Origin of the sequence: Bowmanella dokdonensis, assembly GCF_017254865.1 — a bacterium.
Lineage (GTDB): Bacteria > Pseudomonadota > Gammaproteobacteria > Enterobacterales > Alteromonadaceae > Bowmanella > Bowmanella dokdonensis.
This window is the reverse complement of the sequence record NZ_JAFKCV010000003.1, coordinates 486,526-499,667: the sequence shown is the minus strand read 5'-3', so window position 1 is coordinate 499,667 and position 13,142 is coordinate 486,526. Positions and strand designations below refer to the sequence as shown.

The 13,142-nt window shown below is 50.4% G+C and carries 13 protein-coding genes; 4 read left to right on the top strand and 9 right to left on the bottom strand.

Annotated elements, in window-relative coordinates:
- Positions 1 to 78, top strand: a 78-nt coding sequence (locus J0A66_RS23800) for an integrase core domain-containing protein (RefSeq protein ID WP_144020606.1), incomplete at its 5' end; no start/stop codon positions are given.
- A 245-nt stretch (positions 79 to 323) separates the two neighbouring features.
- Positions 324 to 764, top strand: coding sequence for a hypothetical protein (locus J0A66_RS08200; RefSeq protein ID WP_206573293.1), 441 nt, complete (start codon positions 324 to 326; stop codon positions 762 to 764).
- Between the two features lie 252 nt (positions 765 to 1,016).
- Here the strand turns inward: J0A66_RS08200 and J0A66_RS08195 are convergent, their stop codons facing one another.
- From J0A66_RS08195 to J0A66_RS08155, 9 genes are all read right to left on the bottom strand, one after another.
- On the bottom strand, positions 1,017 to 2,582 hold the full coding sequence (locus J0A66_RS08195; RefSeq protein ID WP_206573292.1) for a hypothetical protein: 1,566 nt from the start codon (positions 2,580 to 2,582) through the stop codon (positions 1,017 to 1,019).
- 287 nt (positions 2,583 to 2,869) lie between these two features.
- The gene (locus J0A66_RS08190) at positions 2,870 to 3,394 is read right to left on the bottom strand and encodes a hypothetical protein (protein ID WP_206573291.1); all 525 of its coding nucleotides are present in this window, start codon (positions 3,392 to 3,394) and stop codon (positions 2,870 to 2,872) included.
- A 381-nt stretch (positions 3,395 to 3,775) separates the two neighbouring features.
- Positions 3,776 to 4,240 (bottom strand): hypothetical protein, encoded by a 465-nt coding sequence (locus J0A66_RS08185; protein ID WP_206573290.1) that lies wholly within the window; start codon positions 4,238 to 4,240, stop codon positions 3,776 to 3,778.
- 377 nt (positions 4,241 to 4,617) lie between these two features.
- Entirely contained in the window at positions 4,618 to 5,103 is a 486-nt protein-coding gene (locus J0A66_RS08180; protein WP_206573289.1) for a YehS family protein, read from the bottom strand.
- A 165-nt stretch (positions 5,104 to 5,268) separates the two neighbouring features.
- Complete coding sequence (locus J0A66_RS08175; protein WP_206573320.1) at positions 5,269 to 6,768, bottom strand: S10 family peptidase; 1,500 nt, start codon at positions 6,766 to 6,768, stop codon at positions 5,269 to 5,271.
- Between the two features lie 130 nt (positions 6,769 to 6,898).
- The gene (locus J0A66_RS08170) at positions 6,899 to 7,696 is read right to left on the bottom strand and encodes a hypothetical protein (RefSeq protein WP_206573288.1); all 798 of its coding nucleotides are present in this window, start codon (positions 7,694 to 7,696) and stop codon (positions 6,899 to 6,901) included.
- A 50-nt stretch (positions 7,697 to 7,746) separates the two neighbouring features.
- Entirely contained in the window at positions 7,747 to 8,934 is a 1,188-nt protein-coding gene (locus J0A66_RS08165; RefSeq protein ID WP_206573287.1) for an RDD family protein, read from the bottom strand.
- Positions 8,934 to 10,112, bottom strand: coding sequence for a vWA domain-containing protein (locus tag J0A66_RS08160; protein ID WP_206573286.1), 1,179 nt, complete (start codon positions 10,110 to 10,112; stop codon positions 8,934 to 8,936). The genes J0A66_RS08165 and J0A66_RS08160 overlap by 1 nt, the downstream gene beginning before the upstream one ends.
- The gene (locus J0A66_RS08155) at positions 10,112 to 10,948 is read right to left on the bottom strand and encodes an AAA family ATPase (RefSeq protein WP_206573285.1); all 837 of its coding nucleotides are present in this window, start codon (positions 10,946 to 10,948) and stop codon (positions 10,112 to 10,114) included. The genes J0A66_RS08160 and J0A66_RS08155 overlap by 1 nt, the downstream gene beginning before the upstream one ends.
- A 166-nt stretch (positions 10,949 to 11,114) precedes the next feature.
- Between J0A66_RS08155 and cysK the strand changes: the two genes are divergently transcribed.
- Together cysK and J0A66_RS08145 are read left to right on the top strand one after the other, a co-directional pair.
- Positions 11,115 to 12,080, top strand: coding sequence for a cysteine synthase A (cysK, locus tag J0A66_RS08150; RefSeq protein ID WP_206573284.1), 966 nt, complete (start codon positions 11,115 to 11,117; stop codon positions 12,078 to 12,080).
- 624 nt (positions 12,081 to 12,704) lie between these two features.
- Positions 12,705 to 13,142 carry a hypothetical protein gene (locus J0A66_RS08145; protein WP_241264070.1) on the top strand — a complete coding sequence of 146 codons (438 nt, stop codon included), beginning with the start codon at positions 12,705 to 12,707 and terminating at the stop codon, positions 13,140 to 13,142.

The following is a 13,142-nucleotide window of genomic DNA, read 5'->3' as shown; positions in this document are numbered from 1 at the left end:
GAGCATTACAACCATGTTCGCCCGCATAGCTCACTGAATTACATGTCGCCTGTTGAGTATGCAAAACAGGCAGCTTAAGCAGGAAAATCTCATTGAGGGATTGGTACTAATCTCGGGGAAAGGTCATATCTAATAACTGCAGAGGTGCGAAGGACACCGAAAGACGGCTGCGTGCAAGCTTAATGATATCGTTGGGATCGCCGAGACCGGCGCTGGGGAATCATGATTAGCGGGCATGGTATGGCTGGTTTGTGCCAGAAGCGGACACTTGTTGAACGATTTGATAGACTTTGGTTTGCCGTCTCTCTTGGAATACCTTTTTTATGGGATTTAGAAAGAAAATACAGCTCATTGTCGCAATTTCTTTTGCAGTTGTTTTTTTCTGCATAGTGGCATTTGAAATCTTTAGTGAGGACGTTGTGATTGATGCCGCATTAAATAAAACCTCGCCAACCTCAACATATTCTGAAATACCAAGCTTTAATAAGGTTCATCACTATCAAATATTGAGTGATTTCCACCCGTGTTTACTAAAGTATCGTTCCTTGGCAGCTCGCAAACTTAAGAGCGGTAGTTCAGGTTCGCCAGCAAATACTACTACATTTGATATCTGGGTTAAGCCAAACATAAAGTTCAGTATTGGTATTTCAAATGGGGAAGCATTTCAGTTTGAAGCTCACCTACTTGACAACGATTTTGAGGTCACAGAATCATCAAAAAGCTATGCTATAAACTGCCCTGTTGAGCTACTTGGCAGTGTGTAATGCTGATGGCAGAGTGCCACCGTACTCCCCTTAGATATTAAACTAATAAAAACTCACAAAACATCTGACTTTCAGAGTGTCCAGAACGTGCCAGAATCGGTCATTCTGCACAATGCAAGACCTGACCCCGTGCTCCCACCTTTGACCCCGTGCTCCCACCTTTACGCGATTACTGACAGTCAAGTAGAATCTAATCTCCCTTTGTTCATGAACAAAGCCGACCTTTGGTTTTTATTTTTTTGTTAGTTACCTTTACGCTCTTTTTATTCTAGTACGAATGCTCAGTCCCAAGAACAAAGTAAGTGCTGGGCCAATAAGTGCAGCGAAAAAATTGAAGACCTTTAATCCATAGGGTGACTTTGGATAGTCGCTAATTTTTTCTCTTTGAAGAGTCATTGTCTGAAGAGAATAAACGACAGACTCACCGAAAGTTTTTGTTAAATACTCTGCATCTGCATATAGTTCTTCAGGCTCAGCATAACTAGTGGTGACAGCAATGTTTCCGTTATTTTCTAGGGTTGATGCAATCTGCTCATGGAATATGACGGATGAATGGAGAACGCAAAAGAAGACAAAGAATCGGATGCAGGTTAGCGGACTAGTTCCATAGTTGCTTATAGCTTTATACCAAGCTAACAAGCTAAAGAAGTGCTTCTTGAAAAAGCCAAGCTGCTGCCTCTTTGCCTCCATTTCTCCTATGAAAAAATCATTAGCGAGAGCGAAATCTTTATTTTCTTCGAGTGCTTGTCTGATGCTTCGGCAAGTTGATTCTATGCGTGGTAAAAACAGACGCCTAGCATGGAAATCACTACTTAGAAGGCGGTGTTCTGAGTCAATTCCATTCCGACCAAGTTTTTTTTGATACCAATTACACCCAATAAAAGAAACGCCTTTCAAATCTGTAGATTCAAAACCACTTCGCCTGAGGTCAACATGATGGAAAGTAACTAGTTTTGGTTTGTCAAATACGACACTGGAAAAGCTAACTCTGCCATTAAACAATGCACTTTCAATAGTTCCTTGTTCTTCATATGGGAAGCGTCGACGAATTTTTATCAGTTTGTTTTTGGTTTTTGTAGAAGCGCTTTTGAATTTTCTAAGTACGTAATCCTTGCTCTTATTAAACAGCGAGATTGTTAGTTGTTTGGTCTGCCAAAGTGTCTTTTTTGCCCTTCGAACTAGTTTTTTTATTTTGCTGTCATTGGGGTTGCTTATTTCTACATATCCTGACATGGCAGTCGAGGCCGAAATTGCGCCAGATAAGGAAATTGACACGTTTCTCATGTGAGAAAAAAGGACTCTCGACATAAAGTATGCGCTGTTAAAGTTGACGTTTCCATCAAGAAACCCTCTCAACTCAAATCGTCCTAAAAACTCACTTTTAGACAGATCAAGTGTTGAAGTAACTTTAATTGGAGATAAAAAAAGCTCACCATGGAAAGAGGCTGCTAATGCTTGGATATTGACAAAGTCACACTTTTTAAGCGACACGTTTCCTGAAAAAACACATCCCTTTAACTCAACATTGCCATTGAAAATCACATTCTCAATACTGACATTGCGAAATTGAGCACCGTTCAAATATATTGGGAATTCAATGGTAACTTCATTGAGATAAGTGTCGCTTGGGAATATAAATCCCTCCCAAGCTCCATCCCTCTTGGCGATCAATTTAATGATTTCTTTATCGAATTTCTTGTGGGTAATTCGATCGTTATCATCTAGGTCAGTATGAAATATACAACGCTTGTTTTCTCCTGCCTGACGGTTACATCGTTTACCATTATGTAGATGGAATTCACATGCATGATTAGTCATTCAGGCAGTCCTTTTTGCATATCACGCCACATTTCGATCATCAGATAAGTCGTGCAACCGCCACATTTTAAACCATATCATACTACCCATTGCCCGTCAGCAAATGGAACTAAGGCTTTGAATCATCGATGGCGCCTTTATGGCATGCAGAAGTCCGCAGTATTCACAATGCATGACCGTCTTCTACTTGTCTGAAGCCGACCACAGCCTTCCCGGCGGTGACGGTCCGCAACTCGCTCAATCCTGCCTGTAACCAACCCCAATGTATTGCTAAAGTAGTCATCAGCTTACCTCACCAGGTTCTGGATCCATTTGGGATCGTCGGTGGATTTGCCGTAGATATCGATATTGTGGATCCATACATCCTGTTCAGTACCTGGGATGCCTCTGTCCATTAAGCTCTGATAAAAATCTTTATAGCCTTCGAGACGCTGGTAAACCATCCAACCGGTATCATCACCAAAGTCGATAATAAAACCAGGGCGTTTTTCTTTAGTATCGTAGGGGCCGATCTGATGCACTTGCTTGATGTCCGACCACAGGCGAGTCACCGTCTGACCATTTTGCTCCATCGTGATACAACTGCCGTTCATCTTAAACGCTGACTGATTGTTTTCTTTTTTTAGGCGGAACCACCAACCGATATTGATGTATAAATAACTCCCTAAAGCAACTCCTATCCACCAAAAAGGAAATTCTCTGTAGATTCCACCTAAAATGACAACAAAATACAGAACATGAATCCCCACTATATGAGCATAGTGTTTGCGTATCCCTATAGGCTGGCACTTAAAGTAGATTTCATTTTCCATTCAACATACCTACAGCTCCTAACTATGAGCTCCGGCTGGCTCTGAAAATTCATATTTTCGGCATGGTTTATCATGAAAATTCCCAGCCCATAGTTGTTTACTTGCCATATTTTACCTCAGAAAAAATCTACCAGATTATTTTGCTAATGTCCGCAATTCGCTCAAATCCGCCATTCAAAGTGTCACCAGTATCCAGTTTGTCTCAGCTTGTCTTCAAGATTTTCGTGACGAGTAAACTCTCATCTCTACAGACAGGTGAGGAAGCAGTTTCGGCGGCCGTTAGCCTTGACTGGTGGTCCGACCGTAAATCTTTTTCTTACAGATAGAGAAACGGGTGGGAAAGGCCAGAGGCACCACCGGATTTATCTGTTAAATCACTTGTCAGCGCTTGCTAAACACAGTCCACAACTTGAAGACAGCATACACAGCCAACACCACGAACAATCCGACAACAGCGGCATAAACGGGAATCCAGATAAGTTCAATGGCATGGGTAGAGGAAATCCGCAGCCCCAAGAGGCCTGGCTCGGCATAGCTCCAATAGCCAGTTAACATGACATACAATATGGCTAGTAGGCCACACAAAAAAATGATCTCAAGTTGCCACCAAGTGCCATCCAATTGTTTGCCCACCAGCCAAAACAACAGCAGATAAGGCGGCGCCCTTACAGCAGCGGAAAACAGATAGGCATCCAGATCATAAAAACGGGTGGCATAGGTCAGGGCTTCACTGATTGAGTAATCCCCTATCCAGAAGGCGGCTAACCAGGTAATAGTGGTCTCGTTTATCAGTAGCCACAAGACTGTCAGTGTCACTGCCAGGATAACCAGATTATCGGATCGCATGTTCTCCTCCCTGCGGCCATCGCTCCCCTTTTAACCTGCCTGTCAAAGTGTCACCAGTAAACAGTTTCTTTCAGTTGGTGGCCAACTTCTTCGACAAGTGAATCTCACCTAATCAGACAGGTGAAGAGCCCGTTGCAGCGGCCGGCAGCCTTGACTGACGGTCCGACTGCAGACCTTTTTCTTACAGATAGAGAAATGGGTGGAAGGCACCGCCGGATTGGCCTTCTCAGACCTTACACAGCAGGGATGCTGTGTGAGAGCGTATAGGGATATATTCACAGCGTGTCTGCGAAGGCCAATCCGGCGGTGCCTTATCTGCGGCATTTTCCGCATTTCGCTGGGCCACCTTCGGGCTGCGCCCTTTACACCCATATAAATTACTGCTTCTGGTGCACATCGGGGCGATAGGTTTTTACCATCCCCTGCAAAAAGTTACGCAGCAGTTGATCCCCACAGGGGCGGTAACTGCGATGGTCTGGCTTGCGGAACAGCGCAGTTAACTCACTCTTGCCGATAGGAAAACCGGCAGTACGCAATATGGTCAGCATTTCATCCTGCTGATAATTCATGGCAATTTTGATTTTGCGCAATATGTCGTTATTGCTTAACCGCTCACCAGGCTTGAGTGGCTGGGGGGGCGCGCCTTCCAGCCGGCCCCGCTTTTTGATGATCAGTCCATCCAGAAACAAACCGAGTATCTTGTCGCGACAGGGGATAAAGCCCTGCTCTTCCTCCCGGCGCATCATACTCATCAGGTAATCTTCCTCCATGTCGTAATCGACCAGCTTGAAGATTTGGATAGTGGCGCTGTTATCTAGACTTAAAGCGAAGCGCAGGCGGCGTAAAACATCGTTTAAAAGCATGGAATGAACCATTCTTAGCGAAAAGGCCCACAGTATACCCAGCTGGGCCTGATAGCGGAAATATTGCAAACCCAGCAGTGCCCCAGGCCGGCTCAGTGGGAGCGGTGTTTACATGGGTAAGGGCCTCCCTGCCCTTACCGATTTTATCCGCTTACAAAGGCCTGCTTACCTGGGATAGCGGGCCGCTTCGCCTGATTCAGGCAGCGTGTTGAGAATAAACTGGCGCAGATCCTCATTGGACTTTTGCAGGTCCTCACGGCGCAGGTACATCATATGGCCGCTGCGATAGCCCTTGAAGCTTAAACGGTCTTTCATCTTGCCGCTGGGATCGAGCTGCCACATGCTGTATTTGGCGTCGAAATAGTTAGTGGCGCCGTCATAGTAGCCGGACTGAATCATCACATTCAGATAGGGGTTCTGAGCCATTGCCTGGCGCAGATTGGGGCCTGTCTTGTCGTCGCTGCGATCCCAGGGATGCACCGGGCCGAACATATTGTATTTCACGTCCGTTTTATAGTTGAGCTCTTCACGCAGGTAATAGTTGATGGCAGGCGTGAAGGAGTGCAGCCAGGAGGTCAGCTCCGCCCAGTAGTCGGGACGATCGCCGACTTCCTTTTCATCTATGCCCAGGTAGCGGCTGTCCAACCGTCCCAGGGTCTTGCCTTCGTTGCGCAGCAGTTCTTTCCAGAAGAAGGCCTCGCTGACATCCAGGTTGCTCTGCTCGATAACCTTCTCATTCAAACCGGAGTAGCGCGCCATCTGCGCGATGATCTGCGTTTTCTCGTCCTGACTGATAAAGGCGCCTTTGGCCAGGGCCGGGATCAGTTTGTTAAGGGTAAACTCCTCCACCTGAGGCAGGAAGGCTTCCAGCTCCATGGCCTGGAATTCCGGGGCCAGCTTGTTATGGTGCCAGGCGGTTGCGGCAAAATACGGCAGGCGGTTGGCCGCTTCCACCGGGCCCTCGCGCTTGATGCCGATGTCAGTGGGCGATACCAGCACCACACCGTTGAGATACATCCACTGGGCGTTTTGCAGCTCCAGGGCCAGACCCGATACCCGGGTGGTGCCGTAGCTCTCGCCAATCAGATACTTGGGTGAGCGCCAGCGATTGTAGCGGGTTACAAAAGTATTGATCCATTCAGCCAGATACTGGATATCGGCATTGACGCCAAAGAACATTTCTTTTTGCTTGTCCTTGGACGGCAGCTTACCGTCTTTGTCTTCCAGCACCCGGCTGTAGCCGGTATTAACCGGATTGACGAAGACAATATCGGCCACATCCAGCACGGAATAAGGGTTGGTTTCCACACCATAGGGTTGAACCGGATAGCCTTCATCATCGATTCTCAGAATACGCGGCCCGGTATAGGCCACATGCATCCACACGGACGCGGAACCCGGACCGCCGTTAAAGGAAATCAGCAACGGGCGCTCGTTCTGGTTCTTGATATCAGTACGCTGATAGTAGGTGTAAAACAGGGTGGCTACGGCACTACCTTCTTCATTCCATACCGGCTGCGTACCTGTGGTGGCCGAGTAGCTGACGCGATCACCCTTGATGGTGGTTTTGTGCTGGGTGACTACCTGGCTCTCTGCTTCGATGTTGCGGTCAAAGGTGTCCGCCAGCAGGGGATGGCTCAGCAGTAAACTGGCGCCAAATGCCATGGCGTGAACAAAAGGTTTAATTCTGGTCATAGGGCTTCTTATTCTGGGTTGAGTGGTACACTTGTGCCGATATTAACAGGGGTAGGACCCGGCCGAGGTTTGTTTGGTCGCAAACTCACGGCCATTTGCCCTATTCCGGCTGTTTGCAGATAGGACAAGGCTTTTTCTTATATCCCTCCGGCAGGGAAAATGCCCCCTCAGGCGGCGCCACCTGACTCATGGAGATATGGGTGGTTCTGACGGGTTGTCCCTGCTCGTACTCCCGCAGCATCAGCGGTACCTGTTTTTTGCTCCACAGGGTCTGGCCCAGCTCCATACGATTAACTTCGCCTTTGACAAACTCGCCCACCAGCGCCGCCGATTCCTGCATGAGTTTGCCCAGGGTCTGGTAGTCGGCCTGATCCATTGGCGTGTCGGCCAAATCCGCCACACAGGCTTCGTTGACCAGTTGGCCGTCCTGCTTGACCTTCAGCCAACGGCACTGAATGCCGTTGATCTTTTCTTTCTCGTCTGTTTCAACCAGTTCCATTTCAGGGGCCGGCTTTTGCTCCGGAAACATATCCCCCATCATTTTCTGCATCTGGGCCTTTTGTTCGGGGCTCAGATTCTGCAGATAAGTCGAGGCCATGGCCCCGGCCATTTCTTTTAGCTTGCCCACCTGACCGGCCATCTCCTTGAGGGACTGCTGATCAAATTGAGAGTAGCTTTTGTCATTATGTGACAACACCAGGATATTGCCGCTTTGGGTATCGGCAATCACCTGGGTTCTGCCGGCGCTGTCCAGCACGGCCACCTTGCCGTCTGAAACAAAGGTCTTGTGCAGTTGGCTTTTCTTCTGCTGCTCGTCTTTTACTTCGATGCTGGTATCTGCCATGACTGCAGTCGACAGGGCCGCCAATATCGTAGCGGCGGTAATGGATTTAAACATACTTATCTCCTTTATGATTGATGGTCCGACAGGCCTTTTCCATGCTGCAATCAGCCCTCGGATTGCTCCGTCAGTTCAGCCACCTCCTGCACGCTGAGCTGCACCCTGGGTTTGCGCAGGTAGATGACCAGGGTTTCGGATATCTTGTCCTGAATCGCCTGGCGGTTCGGATCCCAGTAAATCTGTAAAAAACCCAGTAAACCGGTGGCCAGACCGGCACCGTAGCCCCCGTAGCGGCCAAAACTCTCCCATAGATTCAGTGTGCGTCCGTCCAGGCGTATCACCTTCAGGCCCAACAGTTTTTTGCCCGGGGTCTGGCCGTGCCACCAGGCGGTAAAGACAGAAAAATAAAAAGCGGCCCAGCCAAAACCTATTCCCAGATCATCGGCAAGGCTGCCTGCCCAGGCCAGAATGCTGTAGTTGTCTGGGGATAGCTCGTCGGCTGCCTCCCCTGCCTCCTGTCGTTCTGACTGCGGTGGCTTTGTATCCACCGGGGTCGGCTCCTCATCTGCGGTTAGCGGAATACCGGCCTGCAATACAGGCTGGGCCTGGTCGGTGGGGGTGACCACCCGCATCGCTTCATAGCGCTGCTTCAACAAGGCCCGCAAACTACGTCGTTCGCTGCCGTTAAGGGTGGTATCGGTGGCATCCAGAAATTCCCCCAAAACATCCTTAGCCTGCCCCTTATTGATGTCCAATTTGGCCAGGTCGTCCACCAGCGCTTCACCGGCTGGCGCCCAGCAATCGTATGCCGGTTGGCACTGACCGGTTTCAATCTGACGGCTTAGACTGCCGATACTGGTCAAGTGCTTGGCTGTCACCGCCATCAACTCAATGCCATCACTTCCACTGGCGGCAATTACCCCTTTTGGGATCCCGTCCAAGTCTTCTGAGTCTGATTTAAATACTTCAAACAAGCCAAAGGCTAGAACAAACAGCATAAAGGCGGCAGAGCCGCGCAATACCATTTGGCTGAAGCGTCGCTTCGGTCTCTGGTTCAGATGGCGGCCCGCGTTCCAGAACATCCAAGTCACCAGGGTAGCCAGGATCCAGGTGTTGACCTGGGTCAGCACAGCAATACTCAGCAGGTCGATGAGCAAAGCAATGCCGCGACGGGTCGGACTGCCCAGGGCGGTGCCCAGCAGCTCATCGGCCACTTTGAAGGCATAGGGGGTGACAATCTCTTTGGTTTCCCTGTGACTGACCGGCTGAGACTGTGAACTAAGCTGCTCGACCATTATTTTTCCTTGAGTTTTCTGATTGCCTCACCGATACCGTCCAAGGTCATGGAATAGATGCGCCCTTCCATCAACTGCTGGATGATCCTCACGGAAGCCGTGTAATGCCAGTATTGCTCGGGTTGCGGGCAAAGCCAAACTGCATGGCCAAAATGCGCCAACAGCCTCTGCATCCAAACCGCCCCCGGTTCCTCATTCCAATGCTCGACACTGCCCCCCGGATAGGTAATTTCATAGGGGCCCATGGTGGCGTCGCCGACAAAAATCAGTTTGTAATCACGGCCGTATTTGTGAATCACGTCCCAAAGGGGAATCGCCTGTTCCTGACGGCGCCGGTTATCCTGCCAGACTTTGTCATACACACAGTTATGAAAATAATAATATTCCAGATGCTTGAACTCACTGCGCGCGGCCGAAAACAGCTCCTCGCAGGCCTGCACATGCATATCCATGGAGCCGCCTACATCGAAAAACATCAGCAGCTTCACGGCATTGTGCCGCTCGGGGACCATATGCAGATCCAGCAACCCTGCATTACGGGCGGTACCGCGAATCGTCTCGGTCATATCCAGCTCTTCGCTGGCGCCGGTGCGGGCAAACTGCCGCAATTGGCGCAGGGCCTCCTTGATATTGCGGGTACCCAGTTCCACGTCCGAAGACAAATTACGAAACTCACGTTTATCCCAGACCTTGACCGCACTGAACTGCCGGTTGCCGTCCTGGCCGATTCGCACTCCTTCGGGATTAAAGCCATAGGCGCCAAAGGGTGAGGTGCCCCCGGTGCCTATCCATTTGTTACCCCCCTGGTGGCGGCTTTGCTGCTCGGCCAGTCGTTCGCGCAGGGTCTCCATCAGCTTTTCCAGGCCGCCCATAGCCATTATTTTCTGTTTTTCCTCTTCACTGAACCAGCGATCCAGTTCTTTACGCAGCCATTCTTCAGGGATCTCCTGTCCGAACAGATCCAGGCTGTCGACGCCTTCAAAGTAATCGGCAAAGGCCCGGTCAAACCTGTCGTAGCATGACTCATCCTTGACCAGTATGGTGCGGGCAAGATAATAGAAGGCTTCCATATCGGCAAACACCAGCCCTTGTTGCAGGGCGGCCAGTAAGTCCAGCAGTTCCCTCAGGCTCACCGGCACCTGGTATTCACGCAACCGGAAAAAAAACTCGATTAACATCAGCGACGCGCCATAAACGCCAGTTTCTCGAACAGGTGAATATCCTGCTCATTTTTCAGCAGGGCCCCGTACAGAGGCGGGATAGCCTGTTTGCCGTCCTTATTGCGCAATACCTCCGCGGGAATATCCTCCGCTACCAGCAGTTTAAGCCAGTCAATCAATTCCGAGGTGGAAGGTTTTTTCTTCAATCCCGGCAGTTCACGCAGGTTGAAGAAGGACTCCAGAGCCTGATTCAGCAGATCTTTTTTCAGGTCAGGGAAATGCACGTTGACGATACTGGCCATCTCTTCTTTGTCCGGGAAACGGATGTAGTGGAAGAAACAGCGCCGCAGGAACGCATCGGGCAGTTCTTTTTCATTGTTGGAGGTAATGATCACCACCGGGCGCTGGCTGGCTTTGATGACTTCACGGGTTTCGTAGACATAAAACTCCATCCGGTCGAGCTCCAGCAACAGATCGTTGGGAAACTCGATATCCGCCTTGTCAATCTCGTCGATCAGCAGCACCGGACGTTTGTCTGCGGTAAAGGCCTGCCACAACTTGCCCTTGACGATGTAATTTCCAATCTCCTGTACCTTGGGATCGCCAAGCTGGGAGTCACGCAACCGGGAGACCGCATCATATTCATACAGTCCCTGCTGGGCCTTGGTGGTGGATTTGATATGCCAGGGAATCAGCTCAGTACTCAGGCTTTTGGCAACCTCTTCTGCGAGCATGGTCTTGCCCGTGCCAGGTTCTCCTTTAACCAGCAACGGTCGCTGCAATGTGATGGCGGCATTGACGGCCAGTTGTAGTTCCTTGCTGGCAATATAATCCCGGGTTCCGGTAAATGACATACGACTCTCTGCTGTTATTCCGTTGTGATGAATGACCATATCATATAGCGAAAAAGCAGTTTGTTTTTAGTGTCCTGCCTCTATTCTATGGACAATTCCCCTTTTGGGGTCAAAGCTTTATGTCCGGCATAGCCGCAGCTTTCCCGGCACAACGCAAGGAATCACCATGCAAGTATATCAAGACAACTCCGAATCCATTGGCCACACTCCCCTGGTGCGCCTGAACAGGGTAACCGGCGGCACAGTGCTGGCCAAGATGGAATCCCGCAACCCCAGTTTCAGTGTAAAATGCCGTATCGGCGCCAATATGGTCTGGGATGCCGAAAAACGTGGGGTGCTGACCAAAGAAAAAGAGCTGGTGGAGCCCACCAGCGGCAATACCGGCATTGCCCTGGCCTTCGTGGCGGCCTCCCGCGGCTATAAGCTGACCCTGACCATGCCCAGCACCATGAGCCTGGAGCGCCGTAAGCTGCTTAAGGCCCTGGGCGCCAACCTGGTTCTGACCGAAGGTCCAAAGGGGATGAAAGGCGCCATCGCCAAGGCCCAGGAAATCGTCGATTCGGATCCCGGCAAATACGTGATGCTGCAGCAATTCGACAATCCGGCTAACCCGGAAATCCATGAAAAAACCACCGGTCCGGAAATCTGGGAAGCCACTGACGGCCAGATAGATATCTTCGTGGCCGGGGTGGGCACCGGCGGCACCATTACCGGCGTCAGTCGCTATATCAAAAACAGCCGGGGTAAGGCGATTCAGTCCGTGGCGGTGGAGCCCACCGACTCCCCGGTCATCAGCCAGGCCAAGGCCGGCCAGGAACTGACCCCGGGTCCCCACAAGATCCAGGGCATAGGCGCCGGCTTTATTCCCGGTAACCTGGATCTGGAACTGGTAGACAGCGTAGAGCTGGTCGGCAATGACGAGGCCATGGAAATGGCCCATCGCCTGATGCGTGAAGAGGGCATTCTGGCGGGAATATCCTCCGGCGCTGCGGTGGTGGCTGCCAAGCGTCTGGCCGAGAAGCCGGAAAACGCCGACAAGACCATTGTGGTTATTCTGCCAAGCTCCGCCGAGCGGTATTTGTCCAGCCCGTTGTTTGCCGGCGCCTTTACCGAAGCCGAGACAGAGCAGTAATCCAGTCAGCAAATCTTATGGCGCAGGCTACCCCTGCGCCGCACTTCCACCTTATACCAATCGGATTAATCTTTAGTGCAATCAGAGCTGCCCAGGAGGGATTAGTTCAAGGCGCGGCTTCGAAGGCATAGTGGTGCTATGTCGAGAAGTCGGAACGCAGAAATAATCCCTCCTGGGCGCTCTCGACAACTGCTCCTGCGTTGTTCTACTTCACGCCATCCATGGCGCTCCCTGTGGGCAAAGTCAAAATGCCCGCTACCTGTGTTGCTCGCATTCGATTTAGCGCCACTAGACCTTCATACGAGCGCCTTGGTATCGAACATTTTGTCTTTCGCTGATTGCACTAAAGATTAATCCAATTGGTATTACTCAGGTATATTTATTGCCACCCTCAATGACCCGCCCCCCTTCCCCCTGAGAAGACCAACAAGACCCCGAGTCCGAGGTTTATTGCGCTGGCCGCAGTGACACCCCAAACCTATAGGTTGTCTGTTTCATACCTGACTGTTACATGGCCAGTTTTTGACCCTTGCCTACCTTTACTTTTTTGCCCGTAGCAAGCAGACTCTGATTCAAACCATGGTTTGAGATGAGGCACGCATGTTTCGCAAAATGTTGTTTTTAATGACGTTAGTCGCAAGCTTTGCGATGGTGGGTTGCACACAGGAGGAGAAATCCGAAGGGGTGGGCAAATACGGCATGATGGACTCGGGCACCCCAGAATACGCCGCCATTCAGTTCTTTGATCATCTCTATCATGACAGTAACCTCGAAGAGGTCCTGCGCTTCAGTTCCCCCAAAATGGGCCGGTTGATTCGTTCCTACCAGACCAGCCGCAACTTCCAGCGCCATGTATTGAACCTGTCTTACGACAAGGTGGAACTGGTTATCGATTCCGGCAATAACCGGATGCGCTCAGAGTTTTCCGACAAGGCCACGGTGACGGTGTTTTTTACCGGCACCCTGCACGGTGAAAAACATGAAGATCTGCGCACCGTGAATCTGGTCAAGGCGGACGGTGACTGGAAAGTGGACGAAATTGAAGCAGATAAGTTTCTCTGA

Bases quoted from the DNA above. Each gene is read 5' to 3' on its own strand.
- J0A66_RS08200 (WP_206573293.1), top strand. From the start codon at position 324: ATGGGATTTAGAAAGAAAATACAGCTCATTGTCGCAATTTCTTTTGCA.
- J0A66_RS08195 (WP_206573292.1), bottom strand. From the start codon at position 2,582: ATGACTAATCATGCATGTGAATTCCATCTACATAATGGTAAACGATGT.
- J0A66_RS08190 (WP_206573291.1), bottom strand. From the start codon at position 3,394: ATGGAAAATGAAATCTACTTTAAGTGCCAGCCTATAGGGATACGCAAA.
- J0A66_RS08185 (WP_206573290.1), bottom strand. From the start codon at position 4,240: ATGCGATCCGATAATCTGGTTATCCTGGCAGTGACACTGACAGTCTTG.
- J0A66_RS08180 (WP_206573289.1), bottom strand. From the start codon at position 5,103: ATGCTTTTAAACGATGTTTTACGCCGCCTGCGCTTCGCTTTAAGTCTA.
- J0A66_RS08175 (WP_206573320.1), bottom strand. From the start codon at position 6,768: ATGGCATTTGGCGCCAGTTTACTGCTGAGCCATCCCCTGCTGGCGGAC.
- J0A66_RS08170 (WP_206573288.1), bottom strand. From the start codon at position 7,696: ATGTTTAAATCCATTACCGCCGCTACGATATTGGCGGCCCTGTCGACT.
- J0A66_RS08165 (WP_206573287.1), bottom strand. From the start codon at position 8,934: ATGGTCGAGCAGCTTAGTTCACAGTCTCAGCCGGTCAGTCACAGGGAA.
- J0A66_RS08160 (WP_206573286.1), bottom strand. From the start codon at position 10,112: ATGTTAATCGAGTTTTTTTTCCGGTTGCGTGAATACCAGGTGCCGGTG.
- J0A66_RS08155 (WP_206573285.1), bottom strand. From the start codon at position 10,948: ATGTCATTTACCGGAACCCGGGATTATATTGCCAGCAAGGAACTACAA.
- cysK (WP_206573284.1), top strand. From the start codon at position 11,115: ATGCAAGTATATCAAGACAACTCCGAATCCATTGGCCACACTCCCCTG.
- J0A66_RS08145 (WP_241264070.1), top strand. From the start codon at position 12,705: ATGACGTTAGTCGCAAGCTTTGCGATGGTGGGTTGCACACAGGAGGAG.